The sequence below is a fragment of the Nonomuraea sp. NPDC000554 genome (assembly GCF_040300065.1).
Classification (GTDB): Bacteria; Actinomycetota; Actinomycetes; order Streptosporangiales; family Streptosporangiaceae; genus Nonomuraea.
Window position 1 is genome coordinate 78,292 of the sequence record NZ_JBEPDC010000038.1, and the last position, 23,964, is coordinate 102,255.

The window sequence follows — 23,964 nt, forward strand, 5'->3', positions numbered from 1 at the left end:
CGGGTGGACCGTCACCCGCTCCCCTGGAGCTGCGCCAGGTCGTTGAGGGGTTGCGGGTTGGTGAGGCGGGGAACTGCCGGAGCCCCCCGCCTTTACAAAGTAGATTTCTAAGCTAGGCGCGACAGCATCGCCGGCAGGTCGCCCTCGTGGACGACCGTCAGCCGCCGGGTCGCCCGCGTCACCGCCACGTACAGGTCCTGGACCCCCCTCGGCGACTGGCCCAGGATGGCCGACGGATCGACCACCACGACCGCGTCGAACTCCAGCCCCTTGGCCTGGGTGACCGTCAGCACCACCACCGGCGCCTCCAGGTCCGACTCGGGGAAGAGCGCGGCGATCTCCCCGTGCCGGGCGTCCGGGGTGAGAATCCCCAGGCGGCCCTCGCCGATCTCGGCCAGCTCCGCCTCTGCCAGCGCCGGCAGCTCCCCGGCCCCCAGCCGCAGCGCGCGCGGCTGCGCCTCGCCCTCGCGGACCGACTCCGGCGGCTGCTGGCCCGGGTCCAGGGCGTGCAGGACGTCCGCCGCCACCCGCATGATCTCCGCCGGGGTCCGGTAGTTCACCAGCAGCCGCTCCTCCCGCCAGCGGCCCTGCAGGTGCGGATCGAGCACCTCGCCCCACGAGCGGGCACCCGCGGCCGAACCCGTCTGGGCCAGGTCGCCGACCACCGTCAGCGACTTGGCCGGGACCCTGCGCATCACCATCCGCCACGCCATCGGCGACAGCTCCTGCGCCTCGTCCACGATCACGTGGCCGTAGGCCCAGGTGCGGTCGGCCGCCGCGCGGTCGGCCGTGCTCAGCTCCGCGCCGGCGTCGGCGTTGCGCTCGGCCAGCAGGTTCGCCTCGGTGAAGATGCCCTCCTCCAGCAGCCCGGTCGTCTCCAGGACCTCGCGGGCGTACAGCTCCTGCTCCTCCCAGTCGGCCTCCAGGTCACGGCTGTCCCTGCGCGAGGACGAGTCGTCCTCGCCGAGCAGCTCCGCGGCCTCGTCCAGCAGCGGCACGTCGTCCACCGTGAACTCCGCCTCCAGCGGGCGCACCACGTCCTGCCATTCCAGGCCGGACGGCGAGACCGACCACAGCGTGTCCGGCGAGGCCAGCAACTCGGAGATCAGCCGCTGCGGCGTCAGCTCCGGCCACAGATCGTCGACCGCCTGGCGGACCTCCGGCTGCGACCACAGCCGCTCCGACGCCAGGGCCAGGTCCACCTCGTCCAGGTCGCGGTCGAGGTCGAGCGAGTCGGCCAGCTCGGGGTCGTCCAGGGCCACCTCCTTCAGGTGCAGCGCCTCCTCCACCGCGCGGGCCTCGGCCAGCGCCAGCTCCTTCAGCAGTTCGGTGACGTACAGCTTGCGCGCCATGTTGTGCGGCAGCCGGACCGCGCGGGCCCGGTCGCGCAGCCGCACGCACACCTCGTGCGGCACCCGCAGCCGCAGTCCGTCGTAGTCGACCAGCAGGTCACCGGCGGGCACCCGCTGACGCTCGCGCACCGCCCCCGCCACCACCGTGGCCATCAGCGGGTCGCCCTTGACCACCGCCGCCGCCGGCGCGTCGGCCAGCGTGGCGCGCACGCCGGGGAACAGCTCGCCGACCGTCGCCATCACCACCTGCGTCTCCCCCAGCGCGGGCAGCACCTGGCCGATGTAGCGCAGGAACATCGTGTTCGGGCCCACCACCAGCACGCCGCGCCGCTCCAGCGCGTCGCGGTGGGTGTAGAGGAGGTAGGCGGCGCGGTGCAGCGCCGCGACCGTCTTGCCGGTGCCCGGCCCGCCCTGCACGACCAGGGCCCCCTGCAGGCCGGCGCGGATCACCCGGTCCTGCTCGGTCTGGATCGTGGCCACCACGTCGCCCATCCGGCCGGTGCGGCCCCTGCGCAGCGCGGCCAGCAGCGCCGCCTCCCCCACCAGGGTGCGGCGGTCGCCCTCGCTCATCCGCTCGAGGTCGAAGACCTCGTCGTCCAGGCCGACCACCGCGCGGTCGCGCAGGTGCAGGTGGCGGCGGCGCAGCAGCCCGCCGGGGTCGCTCGCGGTGGCCACGTAGAACGGACGGGCGGCCGGGGCGCGCCAGTCGATCAGGACCGACTCGTGCTCCTCGTCACGCAGCCCGATCCGGCCGACGTAGGTGGTCTCGCCCGTGGTGTCGTCGATCCGGCCGAAGCACAGGCCGCGCTCGACCCCGTTGAGCTGCGCCAGCCGCCGTGCCTGCTCGGCCGCGGCGACCTCGCGCTCGACCATCGCCTGGCGCGAGCCGGGGCCCCGCCCGTACGCGTCGCGCAGCGCCGACTGCGCCCGCTCCCTGGCAGCGTCGAGCCTGCCGTAGAGCATGGAGATCGTGCCCTGCTCGATGTCAAGGGCTTCAGCGAACGCATCTTGACGATTAACCATTCCGTGCTATACTCCTAACAGGAGGTCTGTCGAGGCTTCATCGAAAGGCGCCCAAGTAAGCGAGCATAGCCTTCCCCTCGCCCTCCCGGCAAGCCGTACATGAGCGGATTTCCGCGGCCGTCCGCCGCGACGCGGTCCGGCGGCTTCGCGAGATCAATCAACCGCCACCCGGTTCCGCCATGCCGGCGCCCGGCACGCGTGCGGGTCCGTGCGATGAGCCCCAAAGAGGGGCGCGGCCGGAATACGCCGGAAACGGGCCGCGCAGGTAACGACGCACCATCTGACCTGGGGTTTCGACCTCGCGTCAGGGGAGAACTACTCTTCGTCCATCTCAACACTCAGCCGTTCCCGTGGCAGATCCCGCAGACTCAAAGGATGAGCGCGGAAGGTAGCCAGTATGCCTTCGTCATCCAGACGAGGGACGACCTCGACCGATCGTGGTCATAGCCCAGAGCCGGAAGTCCTCTCGCCCTCGGACAAAGTCCCGGCTAGACCGTTACCGCGCTGTCGGCGTACTCCTGGACGAGTCGCAGATCGTGCGAGGCGAAGATCACGGCTGTGCCCTGTGCTTCCCGCAGGCCGGTCAGGAGGTTCATGACCGCGCGGGCGGTGCCGTCGTCCAGGGCCGAAGTGACCTCGTCGCAGATCAGTACGTCGGGTTCGGCGGCCAGGGCTCGTGCGATGGAGACCCGTTGGCGCTGGCCGCCTGACAGCTCGTGCGGATATCGGCCGGCGTGGTCGGGGCTCAGTCCGACCTGTTCCAGCAGTTCGCCCACGCGCTCCGGTGCCGTGGCGCGTGGGCGTCGGCGGTGCAGCCGCACCGGCCGCAGCAGGGCGGCCCCTACGGTGGCCGAGGGGTTCAGCGCTCCCATCGGGTTCTGGGGCACGAACTGCACCCGGCGGCGCAGCTCCCGCCCTCGGCGTCGCACGTCGGGGTGCAGGGCGAGGCCGTCCAGCGTGAGGGAGCCGCCCGAGCGCGGGTGCAGGCCGACCAGGGTGCGCAGCAGCGTGGTCTTGCCCGACCCCGAGGGGCCGACGACGCCGACCGCGGCCCCCGAGGGCGCGTGCAGGTCGACGCCGCGCAGCACGTGCAGGCGCGCGGGCCCCACATGCGCGGCCAGCCCCTCGGCACGCAGGCCCGTCTCCTGCTCAGGTGTCCCGGAGCGGCGCGGCGGCCGGAGGGCGGACGGCTGAGAGGGCACGCCACCGGGCAGCTCCAGGACGTCGTCGGCCACCTGGGCGACCAGCTCCCGGTCGTGACAGGACATCACCACCGCGATTGCCCGCTCCCTGGCCAGACGCCGCAGCAGCGCGCCGATCTCCGCGCGCGCGGAAGGGTCGAGCCCCGCGGTGGGTTCGTCCAGGAGCAGCAGGTCGGGCTTGCGGGCGAGCGCCCTGGCCAGAGCGACCCTGCGCTGCTGGCCGCCTGAGAGCTCGACGGTCCTGCGTCTGGGCAACCCGGGGACGCCGGCCAGGCCGACCTCACCGAGCAGGCCGGCGATGTCGTCACGGGTCAGGCCGGTGCCGGTCTCGGCGACGACCGCGGCCACGCGCATCCTGGGGTTGAGCGCCGAGCCCGGGTCCTGCCCGACGAAGGCCAGGCGTCTTCGCCGCAGTTCGCGTAGCGCGTCCGGGCCGCAGGCGAACACGTCCACGCCGAGCACCCGTACGTCTCCCGCGTGGCGGGCGGTACGCGGGGGCAGGTCTCCGAGCAGCGCGCGCAGCAGGGTGGTCTTGCCCGAGCCCGAGGCGCCCACCAGGGCCAGGACGCGTCCGGGCAGTGCGGCCAGGTCGACGCCCGACAGCAACTCGGGCCCGCCGGGGGCGGCCACGGTCAGGCCGGTCGCCACGGCATACGGGGTCACAGGACCGCCACCTCCGATGTACGTACCTTGGGGGCCAGCGCCCCGGCGGCCAGGTTGACGCTCATCGCCAGCGCGGCGATCGCGATGCCGGGCGCCAGCACGGCCCACGGGTTGAGGACGAGCCCGGCGCTGTTCTCGCGGATCATCAACGCCCAGTCGGCGGCCGGCGGCTGGGGGCCGATCTGGAGGAAGGCGGCAGTGGAGATCACGTAGACGCCTTCCACGAAGCGCAGCCCGAACAGGGCGAGGACGGTGGAACGCAGGTTCGGCAGCACCTCGCGGACGATGAGATGCCAGGTGCGTTCGCCGCCGGCGATGGCCGCCTCGACGTAGCCGGTGGCCACGACGGGCGCCGCGGCGGCGGTCATGAACCGGACGGCGAAGGGGACGCCAAGCGCGACGGCGGCGGTCACGAGGGCGAACGGGCCGCCGCCCGGCCACGCCTGGGTGACCAGCAGGATGCCCAGGACGGCGGGCAGCAGCATGAACACGTCCGTGGCTCGCTCGACGAACCGGCCGAAGGCGGGACGCAACGCTCCGGCCACGCCCAGGAGCGCCGCGACGGCGGTGACGAGCAGCGCGACGACGACGGAGGACAGGACCAGGTCGCGCCCCCCGTACAGCAGCCTGCTCAGGACGTCGCGGCCGAGCTGGTCTCCGCCGAGCAACGCGCCGTCGGCTCCGGCGGGCCCGAAGGGGATGGTGACCGGCTGGTCCATCGGCAGGGGGGCCAGGAGCGGTCCGCCCAACGCCAGCAGCAGCAGGACCAGCGCGGGCAGCAGGCGCATCACCGGCGGCCTCCTGCGGCCCAGGAGCGGATCAGGTCGGCGACCAGCAGCACACACGTGATCGCGAGCCCGGTCAGCGCCACCACGCCGGCGATGATCGGGGTGTCGCGGTCTGCCACGGCTCCCGAGAGGAGCGCGCCGACCCCGGGATAGTTGAAGATCGTCTCTACCGCGACCGCGCCGCCCAGCAGCATCCCGGTGGAGGTCGCCGCGCCCACGGCGATGGCGGGCAGCGCGCCGGGCAGCAGGTGGTGGGTGAGGACGCGCCGGGGCCGCAGACCGTCGAGGACGGCGGCGACCACGTGCGGTGCTCGCGCCTCGTCGGCGATCGCGCCGCGCACGATCCGCGCGTTCCACCCGATCTGCGGGATGGCCAGCGCCAGCACCGGCAGCACCAGCATCGTCCATGAGGCAGGGGAACCGTCCGCCCCGGCCAGCGTCGCCGCCGGAAGCAGGCCCGTCCACAGCGCGAACACCAGCACCAGCGCCACCGCGATCACGAACTCGGGCAGGGCCAGCACGGCCATGGCCGAGGCCGAGATCACCCGGTCGGTCACCGATCCCGGGTGCAGCGCGGCCCAGCAGCCGACGGCGAGGGCGGTGGCGACGGTGACGGCCAGAGCGACACCACCCAGCAGAAGCGTGTTGGGCAGCGGCCCCGCCAGCAGGTTCCAGACCTTCTCCCCGCGGGCGGAGACGCCGAGGTCCCCGGTGGGCAGCCCGGCCATCCAGCGCAGGAACCGCACGAACACCGGCTGGTCGAGGCCGAGCAGGGTGCGTCGCCGAGCGACGTCGGCGGCGCTCTCCCCGCGTTCGGCGGTCGCGTCGGCGGCGTCGCCCGGCAGTGCCTCCACGACGGCGAAGACCAGCGCGAGCAGGACCGCGAGCAGGCCGGCCCGGCGGGCGAGAAGCCAGCCGAGCCGCAGCGCCGTCAGTGAGCCAGCCATACCCGCTCAAGCTGAACGCGTCCGTAACCGGGAAGCTTCGGCAGGTCGCGGACGGCCGCTCCGGCCAGGTCGATGCCGTCGGCCATGCCCCACAGCACGTAGCCGGAGCGCTCGTGCTCGATCTCCTGCAGCGTGCGCAGCGCCTTGGCCCTGGCGGCTTCGTCCAGGGTGCCCACGGCCTGCTTGTACGCCTGGTCGAACGCGGCGTCGCTCCAGCCCGACTCGTTCTGGCCCGCACCGGTGAGCAGGAGCTTGCTGGCGAAGAACAGCACCGAGTCGTTGGTGCCCCAGTAGGTGGTGTACAGGTCGCCCTTGAGCCAGGTCTTGTCCCAGAACGCGCCGGAGTCCTGCTTGACGACTTCGACCTGTACGCCCGCCTCACGCAGCTGGGTGGCGAACAGCGCGGCCGACTCGGCGAGGCCGGCGATGTCGTCGGTGGTGTGCAGCGGGTAGGTCTTGGACAGGTCGAAACCGGCCTCCTGCAGCAGCTGCTTGGCCCGGGCCAGATCACGCGTGCGCTGCGGCAGGTCCTTGGCGTAGACGGGGTCGCCGGTGCCGAGCACGTCGTTGGCGACCTTGCCGTACCCGCTGAGCACCTGCTTGACCATCGCCTCACGGTCCACGGCCAGCCGGAGTGCCTCGCGGACCCGGGGGTCGGCGTACGGGCTGCCCTTGGAGGTGCGCATGACGATCGGCATCGCCATGTCGTCGGGTCGGCGGAGCACCTGCACGCCGGGGCGGCCGGCGGCGACACGGGCGGCGACGGCGCCCACATTGGAGGCGACGTCGATCTGCCCGGCCAGCAGCGCGTTGGCCATGGCCTGCGGGCTTTCGAAGATCTTCACCTCGATCGCGTCGAGGTGCGGCTTGCCCGCGTACCAGCTGTCGTTGCGCACCAGACGAGCGTTGCCGTCGCGGTACCAGTCGAGCTTGAACGGGCCGGTGCCCGGCGCGCCGGCCACCTCCTTGGTGTCCTTCTTCATGACGAACGTCGTCAGCCGCATCATCAGCGGCAGGTCGGCGTTGGGGTAGTCGGAGGTGAGCACGACCGCGTCCCCGTCCGCCTTGATGTTCGCGGACGTGACGCCCGGCAGCCGGGCCGGACCGGCGGGGGTGTCACGCAGGCGGCGCAGCGACCAGGCGACGTCCTCGGCGGTCACCGGCGTGCCGTCGTGGAAGGTCGCGCCAGGCGCGAGCGTGAACCGCCAGGTCTTGACGTCCTTGTCCGCCTTCCACTCGCTGGCCAGGCGGGGCGCGGTGTTGGCGGTGGCCCCCGGGATGGTCAGCGTGTCGTAGATCAGACTGATGATCAGGTAGTCGCTCTCGTTGGCCTGCGTGCCGTGGGGATCGCGGGTGATCGCGCTCGCCTTGCCCAGCGCGCCGATGCGCAGGGTGCCGCCACTGGTGGGTTGCGCCTGAGCCGGCTGGGTGGCGGGGGCGGAGCCGGGCTTCGACCCGTTGCCACAGGCCGCGACCAGCGCCGCTAGGCTCGCTCCTCCTGCGGTCATGAGAAGCTGTCGCCTACTCAGGTCCACTTCATCCTCATTCATGGCGATATTCTGGGTTAGGTTTGCCTATCCTAAAGGGAGAGAAAACGGCGTGACAACGTCCCCCCTGCGCCACGACGTACGCGAACTGGCCGGACTCGCCGTTCCCCTCGCCCTCACCCAGCTCGCCCAGGTGGCGCTGACCACCACCGACACCCTCATGCTCGGCCTGCTCGGCGTGGAGGCGCTGGCGGCAGGCGGGCTGGCGATGGTCATCTTCAACCAGCTGCGCACCATGGGCGTCGGACTGGTGACCGCCGTCGGCAACCAGGTCGCCGCCGCGCAGGCGCGCGAAGAGGACGTCGGCGACCTGGTCCGCGCCGCGATGGCGCTGGCGACGATCGCGGGTCTCGTCGGTGGCGCGGCCATGGTGCTGATCGGCGAGGCCGTCGCCCTGCTGGGGCAGGAGCCGGCGGTGATCGAGCGGATGCGGCCGATGCTGTGGGCGCTGGCGCCCGGCCTGCTGCCCTGCCTGTGGTTCCAGGCGCTTCGGCAGTTCACCGTCGGCATGCGCCGCCCGCAGGCGCTCTTGCGCATCACCCTGGCCTCGATCGTGGTCAACGCCGCACTCAACGCCGCGCTCGTCCAACCGCTCGGGCTGGCCGGGATCGGTGCCGCGACCAGCGCCGTCTACCTGGCGACCTTCGTCGCGTTGTACGTCTCCGCCCGGCGCGACCCGGAGCTGGCCCCGGCGCTCAACCTTCGCGTCTGGCGGGCCCGTCCCGAGACAGTGCGCCGGCTCACCGGGCTCGGCCTGCCGATCGCGGCCACCTACGGCTCCGAGGCCGGGTTCTTCTCCGTCGTCGCCCTGCTCATCGGCACCTCCGGCACCGCCGCCCTGGCCGCGCACACCGCCGTCAACCAGCTCGTCTACATCGTCTTCCAGGTCTCCGTGGGCCTGTCGCACGCCGCCTCCATCGGCGTGAGCAGGCAGATCGCCCTGGGGCAGGCCGGTCAGGCCCGGCGCATCGCGCGAGCCGCCCTCGCCTGCGGAGCCGCCGTCATGGCCGTCGTCGCGGTGTTGTACCTCGCCGTGCCCGGCCTCGTCCTGCGCCCGTTCCTCGGCGAGGAGGGCGGAACGGCGCTCGCCATCGCCACCAGCCTGCTCATGGTGGCCGCCATCATGCAGTTCGTCGACTGCGCCCAGAACATCGGCGTGGGCCTGCTGCGTGGCCTCGACGACACCAGGAGCGGCTTCCGCCTGACCCTGGTCGGCTACTGGCTTGTGGGCCTTCCTCTCGCGGCCCTGCTGGCGGGACCGGCCGGACTGGGCGCGGTGGGCACCTGGCTGGGCCTGCTCAGCGGCCTCACCGCCACAGCCGGCCTGCTCCTGCGCCGCTTCTCCCGCAGACTGGCCGCACTACCAGCGCAGTAGCCGCAGGCGCGGCTGCCCGCACGACGTGGCCGGGCAAGCGTCTCCTCCCGCATGCACCCCTGCTGCCTCCGGCGCAGCCAGCGCTCAGCGGCGCCGCCTCCACATTCGCGGCATCGGCAATGGGCGAGCTGAGGACGACAGATGATCCCGCATCCCGCCTCTGTCGGCTGAGGACGTGCGGGCCGCACCGGTGCCGGGTTCGCCACGACGCCGCGCTGCTGCTCGCCTGGTTCCGTTGAGGGCTTCCCGACGAGCTTGATGGGGACATTTAACCGCTCGCTACTATTCGTGTGAGTAGTATCTAGTCTGGCTGGTGCTCTTGGGGGTGCCAGTGACCTTGTCCTTTTCCTGTCTGGAGCGTGCGCATGGTGTCCACCTCTGCCCCACTTCGACGACGGCAGATCGCCAACAAGGTGCCCCTGGTCACAGCGACCTTCTGGGTCATCAAGATCCTCTCGACGACGGTAGGTGAGACGTTCGCGGACTATCTCACGGTCAATGTCGGGCTCGGCCCAGTGTTGACCGATGGTCTGGTGTTCGTCGTCCTGGCCGCGGCCCTGGTCCTGCAGGCGTCCTCTCCCCGCTACACCCCGTGGATCTACTGGCTGTCCGTGGTCCTGGTGAGCATCTCGGGAACCCAGATCACCGACTTCCTCACTGACACGCTCGGGATCAGCCTGTACGTCAGCACGACGCTGTTCGCGGTGCTTCTGGCCGTGGTCTTCACCGTCTGGTACCGGCAAGAGATGACGCTGTCGATCACCGCGATCAACACGCCCCGTCGGGAGGCGTTCTACTGGGCAGCCATCCTGACCACGTTCGCGCTCGGCACCGCGGCAGGCGACCTGGCCACCGAGGCGCTGAGCCTCGGCTTCCGCAACGGCACGCTGCTGTTCGGCGGCGCCTTCCTCGTCACGCTGGTGCTGTGGCGGGTCGACGCCTGGCAGGTGCCGGCGTTCTGGGCCGCCTACATCCTGACCCGCCCGCTGGGCGCCGCGGTCGGTGACCTGCTGACCCAGGACCACTCGCTCGGTGGTCTCGGTCTGGGCGCGACCAGGACCAGCATGCTGTTCTTCGCCGTCATCATCGCGCTGGTCGCCCGCGAGCAGGTGGCCGCGACCAGGGCCCGCCGCACGGGCTCGCACACCGAGGGCAAGTCGGGCAGGGCGAGCTTGGGCCGGCCTGCGGACCTGGTGTGGGCGGCCGCCGGCATCGCGGTCGTCGTCGGCATCGGCAGCTGGATGTCAGCAGGCTCCGCAGGCCAACCCGCCGCTTCCCCTGCGGCGGTGAAGCAGGCATCGAGTCCCAAGCTCGGGAACCTGTCGTCCTTCGCCGTCATCATCGACGACGTCAACGCGCTCACCGCCAAGGGCGACCTGGCCGGGGCGAAAGCTCGGATCAAGGACCTCGAGGTGGCCTGGGACGCCGCCGAGGCAGGTCTCAAGCCCCGCTCGCCGAGCGACTGGCACGCCCTGGACGGCGCGATCGACGGGGCACTGACCGCGCTGCGGGCCGACTCTCCGGCTCAGGCGCGATGCGGCGCGGCGATGAAGACCCTCGAGAAGACCCTGAAGCACCTGCAGGCCTGAGCCCGCACCTCGACGGCGCAAGCTACGATTGAGGTCTGTAGTAGATGCCGGGGGTGGGAATGAGCGATTCGGCGAGACGGTCGGGCAGGCGATCCCCGGGCGTCCTGGAGCAAGAGATCCTGGACTGCCTGACCGAGGCCGGTCGACCGCTGACCCCCGCCGAGGTGCGAACCCAGCTCGGTGGCGAACTCGCCTACACCACCGTCATGACCACCCTCGCCCGGCTGCACAAGCGAGGGCTGGCCGAGCGCGAGCCCGCTGGCCGGGCCTACGCCTACCGAGTGGCCTCCGACGCCGAGGCGGCGCAGTCGATCGCCGTGGCCACGCAGATGAGCCGCCTGCTCGGGAAGGGCCGCGACCGTGCCGGTGTCCTGGCTCACTTCGTCGCTGACCTCGATCCCGAGGACGAGCAGCTGCTCACCGAGTTGCTGCACGGCCTCGAAGGGGATCGCCAGGGGCGGGAGAATATCCGCCGGACAACGGGCGAGTGAGCGGTGGCGTGGCTGGTGTGGTCACCGCTGGTGGCCAATCTCGTGCTCGTCCTCCTCGGTCCGTGGATCACGCGCACCCTGCCGCCCGGCATGGCCGTCCGGCTGGTCCCGATCGCGATGGTCGTCGTGGCTTCAGGCACGGGGACGGTACTGACCACGCTGGGGTTCCTGTCATTCGCGCAGGTACCTGAGGTGGCGCGGCTCGGCAGCTGGTCCGCGGGCCGGCTCGGGGCCGAACAGCCGTGGCCGGTGGCGGCCGAGGCGATGGCTGGGATATGCGCCGCGCTGCTGCTCGCCGCAGGTTTGCATACGACCGCGGGGGTGGTTCGCGAGCTGGTCAGAGTCGCGGGTACCGCCCGGCGGCTGATACCGGGTCCCGACGGGGTGGTCATCGTGCCCGGTGCCGTGCCGGACGCTTACACGCTTCCAGCTCTGCCCGGAACTCCCGCACGTGTTGTCGTGACGACCGCCATGCTGCGCGCTCTAGACGATCAGGAAAGCCGTGTGCTGTTCGCCCACGAGGCAGCTCACGTCTCCGGCCGGCACCACCTCTACGTCCAGGTGGCGCACCTCGCCTCCGCGACCAACCCTTTCCTGCGCCCCACCGCCCGCGCGGTGCGGTTCGCGATCGAGCGAGCCGCAGATGAAGCCGCGGCGCGCCGGCTCGGCAACCGCCGGCTGGTCGCCCGCGCGCTGGCCCGTGCGGCGCTCGCCAAGGCGGGCGCGCTGCACGCCGAGGACTCCGGTCAAGGGTCCACCGGCACCTCCTCCGTCAGGCTGTCGGCCGCCGGCGGGCAGGTCGCCCAGCGTGCGGCTGCCCTGCTGGCACCGGCGCCGCGCCCGCGCCGCACCGTCGCCGTCGGCCTGCTGGCGCTGACCGCCATCACGCTCCTGGGCTCCTCAGTGGCAGTGGACCAACTCGACGATCGGCTCGACCAAGCCGAGGTGCCCGCGCCCGTCCTGTCCTCCTCCCCATACGGGAGTTCTCAGACGATCGCATTCGTCCCGTCAGATGCCTGCGGTTCATGCGGGAAGAAACGCTACAAGCTGGCGGTGGATGTTGACCACCGCGGCTGGTGACGCTAGCTTCCGCCGAGGTATGGGCCTTTTCGCTGGCGAGCCGCACGCTGCTGGTCGTCGAGCACATGCTGGGGATCGCCGCGGTGGTCCTCGCGCCGCTGCTCATAGCTCAACCCACGTCCGCGCGGGCGGCCGAGCCCCGGCCACCCGTCCAGCTCACCCTGTCGGCTCCCACCGGGCCCTACCCGCTCGGCACCGTCTCCCTGCACCTGGTCGACCGCACCCGGCCCGACCCCCTCGCCGACGGCCACCCCCGAGAGCTCATGGTCACCCTGACCTACCCCGCCCGGAGCATCGCCGGGCATCCGGTCGCGCGCTGGATCGAGCCGAAGGCCGGGCTGGAGTACCTGCGGGAGGAGGGGCTGCCCGCGGGAGCCGTTCTGCTGCCTGTCACGCATGACCATGAAGGCGCGCCCGCCGACCGCCGGCTCGGCCGGTTGCCCGTCGTGCTGTACTCGCCGGGCAACGACGCGCCCCGCTCGATCAACACCATGGTGGTCGAGGAACTGGCCAGCCGCGGGTACGTGGTAGGCACGATCGGCCACACCTTCGACGGCGTGATCCAGTTCCCCGGCGGCCGAGTCGTGACCCCGGCCCCCGACGGTCCGGCGACCGGCCCGCTGATCGCCGAGCAGCGCGTCGCCGATACCCGCTTCGTCCTGGACCGGCTGGCGGAGGTCAACCGCGGCGGCAATCCTGATGCCGAGCATCGCCGCCTGCCCGCAGGGCTGCGCGGCCTGCTCGACCTCGACAGGGTGGGCATGTTCGGCCACTCCGCCGGCGGTGCCACGGTCGCCTCCGCCATGGTCGAGGACCCGCGGATCAAGGCCGGCCTCAGCCTGGACGGACCTGTCGCCGGCCCGGTCATCACCGCGGGACTCGATCGCCCGTACATGCTGATGGAGGCCACCAAGGCCCGGCCGGAGAACGTCCCTGATCTGGCCACGTTCTGGTCGCACCTGAGAGGCTGGAAGCTCGCGGTGCGCGCCGACGGTGCTGAACACGCCTCCTACACCGACCTCGACGTGATCATCGCCCAGGCCGCGCCGGCGCTGGGCTTGAGCGCTTCGCAGGTCGCCGAGCAGATCGGTACGCTCGCGCCCGCACGGGCCGTGGCCATTCAGCGCGCCTACCCGCTCGCCTTCTTCGACCGCCACCTGCGGCGGAAGGGACATCTGCTGGACCGGCCTTCCCGACGCTTCCCGGAGGTGACCTTCCGCCCGTGACCCGTGGAGCCGTGGCGGGACAATCGGTTGCTCAGCCTTCGGCCAAGGGCGCGTCCCGGTAGGCGCGCCACAGGGCGAGGTCGTAGCCCGGGCCCAGGACCGCGCCGAGCAGCAGCGGAGCTCCCAGCACAGCCAGAGTGCCGGTCAGCAGCGTGGTGGTGGTGATGGGAGCGGCCGAGACGGCGATGCTGCTGGTCAGGCTGGCGGCGGCCGTGCGGTGCGGGGAGGGAACGACCGCGGCCGTCAAGGCCTGCCGCGCCGGTACGTCGATCTTGGAGACCGTCTGGCGGAGCAGCAGCAGGACGACGGCGGAGGCGAGGTCCGGGGCGAACGGGATACAGGCCAGCAGCAGGTTGGCCGCGGTGTGCGGCAGGAGCATGGTGGCCAGCAGTCCGCGCCGGCGCGCCAGCAGCGGCGCGGTGAGCTGGGCCAGGGCCGGTAGCAGGTTGGCGGAGAAGAACACCAGGCCCGGTTGCGTGACGGTCGCGCCGTAGCGATGGGCGAACCACCAGGCCAGTACGGCCTGGACGGCCAGCCCGCCGGACAGGGCGTCCAGGGCGGACAGGCCGGCGGGAAATCTGCCCCTGAGCTGTGCATGTGGCATGCGGCATGATGTCGCGGGCGCTACCGCGGGCACAGCGCGAAAACGCGCAAAGAATTTCTGCGGCTGCCCTATCGTGGCGCGGCTGCCGCGAGGTGGTGGCGCCGGGGGCTCACGGCTGAGCCGGGCACCCGAGCGCGGTGAGTCTCGGGGTGCCCGGCGCTTGGCTCAGCCGTCCTCGGGCTCGGAGGCGTCGCCCTTGCCCTCCTGCTCGTTCTGGTCGCCCGCCTGGCTCTGCTTGTCCTGGGCCTCGGAGCCGGCCTCTTGACCCTTGTCGTCGTTGCCGTCTTCTGCCTCGGCCTTCTGGCCCTGCTCGTCTTCCTTGGTGCCCTCGTTCGGCTCCGTGCTCTCGGCGGGCGTGGCGGTCTCGTTCTCGGGGGCCTGCTCCGTGGGGGCGGCGGAGGACGGGACGGGGGCGGGGGTCTGGGCGGTGGAGGAGGCGTATGCGGCAACTCCGCCGCCCGCGACGAGGACGGCTACGGTGGCGAGTCCGGGGATGAGCATGGACTTACGCATTGAAATATCTCCGATGCATTGACGTCGTACTGACCCCGTCAGTCTGCGGAAACGCGGGATAGCGGCAGGTTCGGCCAGCCATAACGCGAGGTTAATCCTGGTCCGAAACGCGGATCCAGACGTGGCCACTCCTGAGCAAAGGTAAACGCCGCGCTAACCCAGTACTGAGCGGGTGCTGTAACGACCTTCCCTACCGTGCGTTCATGAGATCAACGACAGTCCCGATGCCGGTCTCCGCCGCGTTTCTGAGCCTGGGGGTGGTCGTCGGCTTCGCCGCGCGCACGCCTGCGTGGACCGCGGCGGACACGAGCGTGAGCCAGGCGGTGCAGTCGCTGCGCGGCCCCTGGCTGACCGCCGTGGCGCAGGTCCTGAACGTGGGCTTCGGCACCATCGTGGGTACGGTCCTGGCTGCCCTCCTCGTCGTCGGCGTCGCCGTATCAGGACGGACGCGCGCCGCCGGAGGCACGCTGCTGGTGATCGCCGCGGGGTGGGGAGTGGGTGCGCTGGTCAAGGTCATCGTCGCCCGTCCCCGGCCGCCGGCGGTCCACGCACTGGTGCGGGAGCTCGGCCCCGACAGCTTTCCCAGCGGTCACGTGTGCCTGACCCTGTCGATCGTGGTCGCCGTGGCGCTGCTGGCCAGGAAGACCCGGCTTTACTGGCCGGTCGTAGCGGCGGGCGGCATGCTCGTGGCCGGTCAGATGGTCGCAAGGGTCTATCTCGGGGCGCACTATCCCACCGACACCCTGGGTTCGGTCATCTTGACCCCGGCCGCCATCCACCTCGTCACCAACGCGCGAAGGCTCGGATTGTTCCTCCTGCACGCGGACAACCGCCGCAGGGCGCGCCGGGCCGGCCCGCCCAGCATCCGGCAGGTGAAGATCCTGCTACTGCACGCGCACGGCATGGGCGGCACCATCAGGACCACCTTCAACCTCGCCAGCACGCTGGCGGCCCATCACGACGTGGAGATCGTCAGCGTCACCAAGACCAAGGACAAGCCCTTCTTCGAGGTGCCGCCCGGCGTCCGCGTCACCTTCCTCGACGACCGCACGGACCGCCGGCCCCGCGGCGCCCTGCTCACGCGCCTGCTCCGCAGCAGGCTCATCCCGCGGGAGGAAGCCGCGTACGACCGGTTCGACCTGCGTACCGACCTCGCGCTCGCGCGATTCCTGCGCGGGTTGCGCACCGGGGTGCTGATCAGCACGCGTCCCGGACTCAACCTGGCCACCGCCCTGCTGGCCCCGCCCGGCGTGATCACGATCGGGCAGGAGCACGTCGGCTTCGGCTCGCACAAGCCCCCCGTCCGGGAAATGATCGCCCGCAGGTACGGCAGGCTCGACGCACTCGTCACCCTGACCGAGGCCGACCTGAGCGCCTACCACGCGGCGCTGGGTCCCCGGGCGCCGCGTCACGTGCTGCGCATCCCCAACGCCACGCCGCCCCTCACCGGCGGGCCCTCTCACCTGAACGCCAAGACCGTCATCGCGATCGGCCGCCTGACCAAGGTCAAGGGCTTCGACCTACTGCTGCGCGCCTGGCAACTGGTCAGCGCCGCACACCCCGGCTGGACGCTGCGGATCGTCGGCTCAGGGCCAGAGCGCGCCCGCCTTCTCAAGCTGGTCGGCGAGCTCGGGCTGGCCTGCTCGGTCGAGCTTCCCGGCCCCTCCCGCGACGTCGGCGCCGAGCTCGACGACGCCTCGATCTTCGTGCTCAGCTCCCGCCGCGAGGGGTTCCCGATGACCATCCTGGAGTCGCTGAGCAAGGGCGTGCCCGTGGTCGCCTTCGACTGCCCGCACGGCCCCGGCGAGATCATCACTCACGGCCACGACGGGCTCCTTGCCCCCCGGCGGGACGTCGCCGCTCTGGCCGCGGCGGTCGGTCTCCTCATCGACGACGAGACCGAGCGCCACATGATGGGCGCGGCCGCACTGAGCACCTCCAAGCGGTACGACCCTGAGGCCATCGGACGGCGCTGGACCGAGCTGCTGGCCGAACTGGAAACGGGCCGCTGACCGATCACAGGTCGCGCAGCACCGTCAACGGCGGACGGCGGGCGGCCCGTACCGTCGCCGCCCCGGCCGTCAGCAGCGCCGCGGCACCGAGGACCGCCAGCAGGGCCAGGTACGCCCACGGCACGGCGAGCGCGTCGGGAGGCGGGTCGAACACGCCGCTGAGCACGGCCACCAGCATCCGCGACAGCGCCCACCCGCACAGCGCCCCCAGCACGGCCGCGGCCACGCCGACCAGCCCCACCTCGGCCCACACGAACGAGCCCAGCTGCCGCGGGGTCGCCCCCAGCACCCTGGCCAGCGCGTACGTGCGGCGCCGTTCGGCGAAGCCGAGCGCCAGCAGCAGACCTGTGGCCAGCGCCGCCAGTGCCAGCGCATAGCCCAGCTCGATGGCGGTCAGGCCGGCCAGGTCCACGGCGGTGAGGCTGCTGCCGACGACCTGGCGCGTGGTCTCCACGTCGGTGACCTTCGCCGTCGCCCCCAGCCTGTCGCGCAGCTCGGCGGCCACCTTGCTCGGCCGGGTCCCGTCGGTGGTGATCAGGTATGTGGTGTCGGCGGGCATGCGGCCGGCCAGGTACGAGGCGTTGGCGACGAGGAAGCTGTCGCGGGGCGCGGTCGGGAACTCGGTGATGATGCCCGCGTAGTGGAAGGGCACAGTCCTGCCGTCCTCGGTTCGCAGCCGGACCTGGTCGCCGAGGTGGAGCTGGAAGTCGTTCACGGTCTCCTGGCTGACCAGCAGCGCGTCCGGCTGGCGGGTGAGCCGGTCGAGGATCTCGCGGGCGGTGCCGCCGGAGACGTAGGTGTCGTGCAGGCGGGTGGTGGCGGGGCGGATGCCGTACAGGTCCTGCAGGTCGGAGCCGACGTAGGCGAAGCGGTGCTGCAGCGGCTCCACCCCGGCCACGCCGGGCACGGCCGCGAGCTGCCCCTGCGTGGCGGTGGTCTGGGAGACGGTGACGTCGGCGCCGTTGGTCAGCTCGGCGTCCACCTGCGCCTGCTGGCGGTAGGTGGTGTCGAAGACGGAGGTCGAGACGGCGAACGCGACGGCCAGGGCGGCCAGGGTGGCGGCGCGGGCCAGCGGCGCGCGCTGGCGGGTCAGCATGGCGGACACGGTGTTCGCCAGGCCGCCGGCCAGTGGCCGCACCGCCCAGGTGATCGGCAAGGTCCTGGTCAGGCGCCAGATGAGCAGGCCCGCTCCCGTCCACAGCAGCGCGGGCCCGGCGAAGGCCCAGTAATCGACCGACAGCTGGGGCAGGCCCTCGGGGACCAGGACGAGCTGGTAGCCGTTCCTGCTGGTGATCCAGAAGACCACGGCGGCTCCGGCCAGCAGCCACAGGTCCAGCCCGTACCGCATCCAGGCGGGCGAGCGGCGCGGCCCGCCGACGGGCCGGCGGGCGGCCGCCACGGTAGTGGCGTGCAGCGCGGGCAGCAGCACGGTGACGGCCGCTACCAGCAGCCCCAGGACTGCCGCCCACCACGACACGTTCGCCGACCCGAACAGCGCCCGTCCGGCCAGGGCGGCCAGTCCCAGGCCGGCCAGCACTCCGGTCACGCCCACCAGCACGGTCTCGGCCAGCGCGAGCCGCACCAGCGTGCCCCTGGAGGCGCCTCTGGTGCGCAGCAGCGCCTGCTCGGCCGTCCGCCGCGGCGCGCCGGCCCGCGTGACGAGGCCGGCGAGCAGGGCAGCGAGCACGACCGCCGGGGCGCCCAGGAACAGGAAGAGCACCTGCGCGTACAGGGCGTCCTCGCGGGCGGCGTCCAGGGCCGCGCCGAGGTTGTCACCGACCAGCCCGCTGCCGGCCATCCGCTCCTCCAGGTTGCGCGCCTGCCCGGTGACCGCGGTGTAAGCCGCCGCCGGGTCGGGCGGCAGCCGGTGGTCGACGCGGACGTGGTACTGGGTGCGTACCCGGTCGCGCGGGATGCCGTCGAACAGCCGGTGCCAGTCGGCCTCCGGCAGCAGCAGCACGTTGTCGGGGGGCGCTTGCGGCTGCGCGCCCGCCGGCGCGCCTACCCGCTGGAACAGCGAGTCTGCCGCGGGCAGCTCCACCACCCCGGTGACCGTCACCATCGCGTCCGGCAGCCCCGGGCGGCGCACGCTGACGCTGGCGCCGGGCTGGGCATGCAGGTTGGCGGCCGTCTGCTGGGCCACCAGCGGCCCGCTCGCGTTCCCCGCGAGCAGGCGCAGCTCGCCGGGGAAAGTGGCGGCGTAGTCAGCGGGCAGGCCAAGGACCTGGCCCGCGCCCGTGGTCAGCGTCTGGCCGGACTGGCGCGAGTCGAACCCATCGATCCTGGCGAAGCTCACCTGTCTGGACGTACCGGGCATGGGGACGGACACGGTCTGGCCGGGCTGCTGCTCCACCTGCCAGTCGACCGGCACCCGCTGCACTGAGCGGGCCGTCATGGTGGCCTTGGCGGTGGCCAGGAACGCGCCCAGCGCGGCCGGAAGCGCCACGGCGAGCGCGATGCCCGCCGCGGCCGCCGCCAGCCGGGCCGCGCGGCGTGCGAGCAGGCCGCGGAGCCAGATGAGGATCAGCATGTGAGGGCTCCGTCGCTCATGGTCCAGGTCGCGGGCAGCCGCGCCGCCACCAGCGAGTCATGGGTGGCGACCACGAGGGCCGCCTCCAGCCGGGTGGCGACGCCGGTGAGCAGGTCCACCACGCGGCAGGCCAGGTCCGAGTCGAGCTGTGCCGTGGGCTCGTCCGCAATGATCAGGCGGGGCTCGGCGGCCAGCACGCGGGCGACCGCGACGCGCTGCGCCTGCCCGCCCGACAGCTGTTCGGGCAGGAACCCCGCAAGGTCGGCCAGGCCGATCGTGGCCAGCGCGATCAGCGCCCGCTCCTTGGCCTCGGCGTCCCCGACACCCGCGACGATCAGCGGCAGCGCGACGTTCTCCGCGACGTTGAGCGGGGGCAGCAGGCTCGGCCCCTGGAAGACCACGCCGACCCGGCCGCGAGGGCGGTCGTCGAGGGCGGGCCAGGCGATCCGCCCTGCCGTGGGCCGGTCGAGCCCCGCGAGCAGGTGGAGCAGGGTCGTCTTGCCCGACCCTGACGGGCCGGTGACGGCGACCTGCTGTCCTGGCCGCAGCTCACAGGTGATGCTGTGCACGGCGACCAGGGCGTTGGCCCCCTTGCCATATGACCGTGCCAAGCCCTGGCAGGTGACCAGCGCGGTCACATCAGCCGCCTGGTCTTTCAGCTCCGTGGTCATGTCGCTCGCCCGTCCCTCAACTCCACGACGCGGTCGGCCATGCGCCGTACAGCCGGGCTGTGCGAGGCGATCACCACGGCGGTGCGCTCGCCGGCCTGTTCGCGGATCAGCCGCAGCACAGGCCCCTCCGTGTGCTGGTCGAGCTCGCCGGTGGGCTCGTCGGCCAGCAGCAGCGCTGGACGGTTGGCCAGCGCCACGGCCAGCCCCGCGCGGGCCGACTCTCCGCCGGACAGCTGGCTCGGCCAGGCCCCCGCCCTGGCTGAGAGCCCCAGGTCGGCCAGCAGTTCGTCGCGCAGGCGCCGCTCGCGCCGTCCGGCCAGCCGCTGGGCCAGATCGACGTTGGCCGCCACCGTCAGGTGCTCGATCAGGTTGCCGCTCTGGAACAGCACGCCCACCAGCCGGGCGCGCAGCGCGGCCCGCTCGGCTTCCGGACGGTGGCTGATGCGGTGGCCGTCCACTCTGACGATGCCGCCGTCCGGGTCGTCCAACCCGCCCAGGCAGGACAGCAACGTGGATTTGCCCGAGCCCGACGGGCCGCTCACCAGCACGACCTCGCCAGCGGCGGCGTCAAGACTGACCCCGCGTAGCGCCTTGGTCTCCTCATCGCCCGACCGGTAGAACCGGTAGAGCTCCTCGGCCTGCAGGATCACGACGCCGTCCAGCGGAAGGAGTCGGAGACCGTGCGCCACGGGTCGACGTTGTCGGCGCCGACGGGGCCGGACAGGGTCAGGATCGCCTCGTGCCCGCCGTGGTAGAAGGTGTAGCGCTCGACCTCGTCCTTGACGACCTTGCCGGTGACCGGGTCGGGGCTGCTGTCGGCGCGGTAGACGATCCGCACCGCCTCGCCGCCTTTCCTGGTCACCGTGCCGACCGTGCGGATTTCGCCGCTGTGAACCTGGCTCCTGACCGACGCCTCGGTCGGCGGCGAGGCGGCGGGCGCGGTCTCGATGCGGATGCTGTTCAGTTTGTCGGTGAAGCCGGCCCCGGTGGTCAGGTCCGTGCGTGCCCATCCCTCGGGCACCTTCACCTCGTACGGTTGCCCTGGGTGCCGGTAGGTCACGAACACCGTGTCGTCCGGGATGTCGCCTGCCGGATTCGACTCCGTGGGCTGCGGAGCCGGGGTGTCGCTGCTCGCTGGTGCCTGTTTCTGGGTCTGGGGCTGGGCGGGCGTCGCTGCCGCGCAGCCTGCCATCAGCCCTGCCATGGCCAGGGCGATGACGCTCTGCCGTACCTTCATACCGGTCACGCTATGAGCGCGCCGGAAAGCGCCCGCTGAGCAACGGGTTAGCGCGGCGTTTACCTGACTTCTGCCAATCTGGAGGCGTGACAGCACAGGGCGTGCCGCTGCGGCGGCGGGTGCTGGTGGTGATCTTGAGCGTGACCGTCCTGGCCGTCGCGCTGTTCCTGGTGCCGCTGGCGGTCGCGGTGAAACTGCTTTACCACGACCAGACGGTGGCCGCGCTGCAACGCGACGCCGCCTGGGTCGCCGCCACGGTCCCCGACGAGCCGAGGGTGCCGTTGAAACTGCCGACCGGCCTGTCAGGCAAGCCGGCAGTCGGTGGCTACAGCGTGGCCGGCGCCCGGGTGTTCGGCAGCGGTCCCGCCCACTCCGGCCTGGCCGCCTCCAGCAAGGACGGCCGCGTGCACGACACGATGGAAGGCGGGTTCCTGGCCGTGTCCGCACCCGTCCCCTCCGACGAGGGACCCGCGCTCGTCATCCGCGTCGCGACGCCGAACTCCGAAGTCGAGGAGCGCATCCACAAGGCGTGGCTGCTCATGGGCGGGCTCGCACTGGTCGTGATCGCAGTGGCCGCGGGCGCGGCCGTGCGCCAGTCGGCCCGGCTCGCCGCCCCACTAGAGCGGCTGACCGCCGCGGCGCAGGCGCTCGGCGGCGGCGACTTCAGCGTCCGCACCTCCCCCTCCGGGCTCCGCGAGGCCGACCAGGCCGGGCAGGCGCTGGAGTCTACGGCGCGCCGCCTCGGTGACGTGCTCGCCCGCGAGCGGGCCTTCAGCGCCGATGTCTCCCACCAGCTGCGCACCGGGCTGACCGGCCTGCTGCTCGGCCTGGAATCGGTGCTGTCCCGCCCCGGCACGGATCTGGCCCCGGCGGTCCGAGCCGCGCTGGCCAGAGGCGAGCGGCTGCAGGAGGTCATCGACGATCTCGTACGGCTCAGCCGCGACGCCCGCGTACCGAGCGAGCGGCTCGACGTGGACGCGCTGATGGAGGAGGTCCGGCAGGAGTGGCACGGCCCGCTGGCCGAGCAGGGCCGCCGCCTGACCATCACCGTGGAGCCCGGGCTGCCGCCGGTGACGGCCCAGCCCGCCGCCGTCCGGCAGATCCTGCGCGTCCTGCTCGACAACGCCCTGCGCCACGGCAAGGGTGAGGTCATGGTCACCGTCGCCGACGTGGGCCCAGGGACGGCCGTCGAGGTGAGCGATCACGGGCCGGGCCTGGCCGAAGGGGCGGACCCGTTCGTCAGGGCCAGCGGCCACAGCCATGGCATCGGGCTGGCCTTGGCCCGCTCGCTGGCCGAGGCGGAGGGTGGCAGGCTGGTGCTCAGCCGGGCCAGGCCGCCGCTGTTCAGCCTGCTGCTGCCAGGCGACGACATCTGACCGGACGGTCGCGCGTCAGGGCTCGTAGCGGTAGCCGCGCCCGCGCACCGTGACGATCCGCTCCATCCCTTCGCCTAGCTCGGCCAGCTTGCGGCGCAGCGCGAACACGTGCACGTCCAGCGTCTTGGTAGGGCCGAACCAGTTTTCGTCCCACACCTCGTCCATGAGCTGCTCGCGCGTCACCACCTCGCCCGCCCGGCTGACCAGGGCCGTCAGCAGGTCGAACTCCTTGGGCCGCAACGCCAGCTCCGTCTGCCCGACGTAGGCGCGCCGGGCCGCGACATCGAGCCGCAACCGCCCGGCGGTCAACATGCGCTCCCCCTGCCCCGGGCCGCGCCGCCGCAGGTGGGCGCGGATCCTGGCCATGAGCTCGGTCAGCCGGAACGGCTTGGTCAGGTAGTCGTCGGCACCCGCGTCGAGCGCCACCACGACCTCGAACTCCTGGGTGCGAGCCGTGAGCACGACAATCACCGTGTCCGGCACCTTTGACCGCAGCCGCCGGCACAGGGCCACCCCGTCCACATCTGGCAACCCCAGATCCAACAGGACGAGATCCGGCTGGTGCTGATCGGCCGCCCGCAGCGCCTCGGCCCCGTCCGCGGCCGACTCGGCCTTGTAGCCCTGGGCCGCCAGTGCCTCGACCAGCTCGGACCTGATGACCAGGTCATCCTCCACCACCAGCACACAGGTCATGGGCCCGATGGTACGGGCTGCGTCATCCAGGGAGGTCGAGCTGCCAGGAGACGCCTTGACCCGCCGCGGCGCTGTCCCTTGGCGGCAGCGGTGCTCGTCTCGGCCATGGCTGCCTGCTTGGCGGCTGCCAACGTGTGACTTGGATCGCTTGACGGCGTTATCTATTTTGGGATCGCCATCTGTCGTGGTCGGCGTGGAGTAAGCGCCACTCACCGTTCGAATGTGCCAGTACTGCGGCCCTCCGCCAGCCTCTGCAGGGTGGCGGAAGGTCAGGTCGGTGTTGCCGGGATAGCCCGCGTCCACCTCAGCAGCGATCGCGCTCAGCTTGCTCCGGTAGTGCTCCGTCAGGGCCTTGGCCTCGGCAGGGATGCCGGCCTGCTCGCAAAAGGCCGCCACATGTGACTCACACTCCTCCCACGACATCAGCTGAGCGTGCAGGTTGGCATAGGAGTCCGAGCCGAGCACCGCGATGTCGCCACTGCGCAGTTCGGCCGCCAGGTAGGAGAACACGCACACTTCCAGGTGGCGGCGCACCAGCAACCCGGGACGCTCGGCGTCCCGCAGGATCTTCCGCCACGCCTGTGAGGCGAACGCCTCCACCTCGATCGACAGCGCGCGCTCACGCACCGTTCCGTCCGGGCCGCTCTCCTCGACCGTCACGGTCTCCGCCAGGTACGCGGCGCGGGAGTTGCGGTGAGCGCGCAGGAACTCCACCGCGTCCAGCACGCTGCGCTCGGCACTGGTCGCCTCTAACTCGATCGAGTCCACCAGCGTGAACAGCGCTGAGCAGACAGCGCCCCTACCTTAGCGATCAATCCCTCTCACCACCACGCGGCCCGTTTCTGGCGTATTCCGGCCGCACCCCCTGAGCCGGCCCGGCTCACCGCCCTTGCTTGCGGCCGACCAGCGCAAAAGGCTCGACGCTCGGGTCGATGAGATGGGCCCCAAACTAGGGCTTGTCCCGTGGATCTTCGGCCTTCTCTACGACGGTGGAGGCGATTTGGCCCCGGTCGCTCAGGGGCAGGCCGTGAGCCTTGGCCCACTG

At 72.1% G+C, this 23,964-nt stretch carries 20 protein-coding genes; 7 read left to right on the top strand and 13 right to left on the bottom strand.

What is annotated here, in order from left to right; translation table 11 throughout:
- Positions 1-107: 107 nt before the first annotated feature.
- The 5 genes from ABT294_RS45105 to ABT294_RS45125 form a co-directional block, all read right to left on the bottom strand.
- Positions 108-2,375: a HelD family protein gene (locus ABT294_RS45105; RefSeq protein ID WP_350812659.1), complete on the bottom strand. Its 2,268-nt coding sequence runs from the start codon at positions 2,373-2,375 to the stop codon at positions 108-110.
- A gap of 488 nt (positions 2,376-2,863) precedes the next feature.
- Positions 2,864-4,240 carry an ABC transporter ATP-binding protein gene (locus tag ABT294_RS45110; protein ID WP_350812660.1) on the bottom strand — a complete coding sequence of 459 codons (1,377 nt, stop codon included), beginning with the start codon at positions 4,238-4,240 and terminating at the stop codon, positions 2,864-2,866.
- Complete coding sequence (locus ABT294_RS45115; RefSeq protein ID WP_350812677.1) at positions 4,237-5,028, bottom strand: ABC transporter permease; 792 nt, start codon at positions 5,026-5,028, stop codon at positions 4,237-4,239. Before ABT294_RS45115 ends, ABT294_RS45110 begins: the two co-directional genes overlap by 4 nt.
- Positions 5,028-5,975 carry an ABC transporter permease gene (locus ABT294_RS45120; protein ID WP_350812661.1) on the bottom strand — a complete coding sequence of 316 codons (948 nt, stop codon included), beginning with the start codon at positions 5,973-5,975 and terminating at the stop codon, positions 5,028-5,030. The genes ABT294_RS45115 and ABT294_RS45120 overlap by 1 nt, the downstream gene beginning before the upstream one ends.
- Complete coding sequence (locus ABT294_RS45125; RefSeq protein ID WP_350812662.1) at positions 5,960-7,525, bottom strand: ABC transporter substrate-binding protein; 1,566 nt, start codon at positions 7,523-7,525, stop codon at positions 5,960-5,962. The genes ABT294_RS45120 and ABT294_RS45125 overlap by 16 nt, the downstream gene beginning before the upstream one ends.
- Positions 7,526-7,574: 49 nt before the next feature.
- On the opposite strand from ABT294_RS45125, the gene ABT294_RS45130 reads away from it, so the two are divergent.
- The 5 genes from ABT294_RS45130 (at position 7,575) to ABT294_RS45150 (ending at position 13,283) form a co-directional block, all read left to right on the top strand.
- Positions 7,575-8,897 carry an MATE family efflux transporter gene (locus tag ABT294_RS45130; RefSeq protein WP_350812663.1) on the top strand — a complete coding sequence of 441 codons (1,323 nt, stop codon included), beginning with the start codon at positions 7,575-7,577 and terminating at the stop codon, positions 8,895-8,897.
- Between the two features lie 365 nt (positions 8,898-9,262).
- Positions 9,263-10,486, top strand: a complete 1,224-nt coding sequence (locus ABT294_RS45135; protein ID WP_350812664.1) for a COG4705 family protein — start codon at positions 9,263-9,265, stop codon at positions 10,484-10,486.
- A gap of 59 nt (positions 10,487-10,545) precedes the next feature.
- Positions 10,546-10,977: a BlaI/MecI/CopY family transcriptional regulator gene (locus tag ABT294_RS45140; RefSeq protein ID WP_350812665.1), complete on the top strand. Its 432-nt coding sequence runs from the start codon at positions 10,546-10,548 to the stop codon at positions 10,975-10,977.
- 3 nt (positions 10,978-10,980) lie between these two features.
- Positions 10,981-12,057: a M48 family metalloprotease gene (locus tag ABT294_RS45145; protein ID WP_350812666.1), complete on the top strand. Its 1,077-nt coding sequence runs from the start codon at positions 10,981-10,983 to the stop codon at positions 12,055-12,057.
- Positions 12,054-13,283 carry an alpha/beta hydrolase family protein gene (locus tag ABT294_RS45150; protein ID WP_350812667.1) on the top strand — a complete coding sequence of 410 codons (1,230 nt, stop codon included), beginning with the start codon at positions 12,054-12,056 and terminating at the stop codon, positions 13,281-13,283. The genes ABT294_RS45145 and ABT294_RS45150 overlap by 4 nt, the downstream gene beginning before the upstream one ends.
- A gap of 31 nt (positions 13,284-13,314) precedes the next feature.
- On the opposite strand, the gene ABT294_RS45155 is transcribed toward ABT294_RS45150, so the two are convergent.
- Both ABT294_RS45155 and ABT294_RS45160 read right to left on the bottom strand, forming a co-directional pair.
- Positions 13,315-13,887, bottom strand: a complete 573-nt coding sequence (locus ABT294_RS45155; RefSeq protein WP_350812668.1) for a hypothetical protein — start codon at positions 13,885-13,887, stop codon at positions 13,315-13,317.
- 165 nt (positions 13,888-14,052) lie between these two features.
- Positions 14,053-14,400, bottom strand: coding sequence for a hypothetical protein (locus tag ABT294_RS45160; RefSeq protein WP_350812669.1), 348 nt, complete (start codon positions 14,398-14,400; stop codon positions 14,053-14,055).
- A gap of 203 nt (positions 14,401-14,603) precedes the next feature.
- Here ABT294_RS45160 and ABT294_RS45165 point away from each other — a divergent pair, with 203 nt between their 5' ends.
- Positions 14,604-16,412 carry a glycosyltransferase gene (locus ABT294_RS45165; protein ID WP_350812670.1) on the top strand — a complete coding sequence of 603 codons (1,809 nt, stop codon included), beginning with the start codon at positions 14,604-14,606 and terminating at the stop codon, positions 16,410-16,412.
- Between the two features lie 4 nt (positions 16,413-16,416).
- Here the strand turns inward: ABT294_RS45165 and ABT294_RS45170 are convergent, their stop codons facing one another.
- The 4 genes from ABT294_RS45170 to ABT294_RS45185 are packed head-to-tail and all read right to left on the bottom strand — an operon-like array spanning position 16,417 to position 20,850.
- The gene (locus ABT294_RS45170) at positions 16,417-18,942 is read right to left on the bottom strand and encodes an FtsX-like permease family protein (protein WP_350812671.1); all 2,526 of its coding nucleotides are present in this window, start codon (positions 18,940-18,942) and stop codon (positions 16,417-16,419) included.
- Entirely contained in the window at positions 18,936-19,613 is a 678-nt protein-coding gene (locus ABT294_RS45175; RefSeq protein WP_350812672.1) for an ABC transporter ATP-binding protein, read from the bottom strand. Before ABT294_RS45175 ends, ABT294_RS45170 begins: the two co-directional genes overlap by 7 nt.
- A complete protein-coding gene (locus tag ABT294_RS45180) occupies positions 19,610-20,302 on the bottom strand; it encodes an ABC transporter ATP-binding protein (protein WP_350812673.1) in 693 nt (230 codons plus the stop codon). Before ABT294_RS45180 ends, ABT294_RS45175 begins: the two co-directional genes overlap by 4 nt.
- Positions 20,260-20,850 carry a hypothetical protein gene (locus tag ABT294_RS45185; RefSeq protein WP_350812674.1) on the bottom strand — a complete coding sequence of 197 codons (591 nt, stop codon included), beginning with the start codon at positions 20,848-20,850 and terminating at the stop codon, positions 20,260-20,262. The genes ABT294_RS45180 and ABT294_RS45185 overlap by 43 nt, the downstream gene beginning before the upstream one ends.
- A gap of 86 nt (positions 20,851-20,936) precedes the next feature.
- On the opposite strand from ABT294_RS45185, the gene ABT294_RS45190 reads away from it, so the two are divergent.
- On the top strand, positions 20,937-22,226 hold the full coding sequence (locus tag ABT294_RS45190) for a HAMP domain-containing sensor histidine kinase (protein ID WP_350812675.1): 1,290 nt from the start codon (positions 20,937-20,939) through the stop codon (positions 22,224-22,226).
- A gap of 15 nt (positions 22,227-22,241) precedes the next feature.
- Here the strand turns inward: ABT294_RS45190 and ABT294_RS45195 are convergent, their stop codons facing one another.
- Both ABT294_RS45195 and ABT294_RS50950 read right to left on the bottom strand, forming a co-directional pair.
- Complete coding sequence (locus ABT294_RS45195; RefSeq protein WP_350812678.1) at positions 22,242-22,919, bottom strand: response regulator transcription factor; 678 nt, start codon at positions 22,917-22,919, stop codon at positions 22,242-22,244.
- A 949-nt stretch (positions 22,920-23,868) separates the two neighbouring features.
- The coding region (locus ABT294_RS50950) for an Lsr2 family DNA-binding protein (RefSeq protein WP_502912224.1) at positions 23,869-23,964 on the bottom strand (96 nt) is incomplete at its 5' end.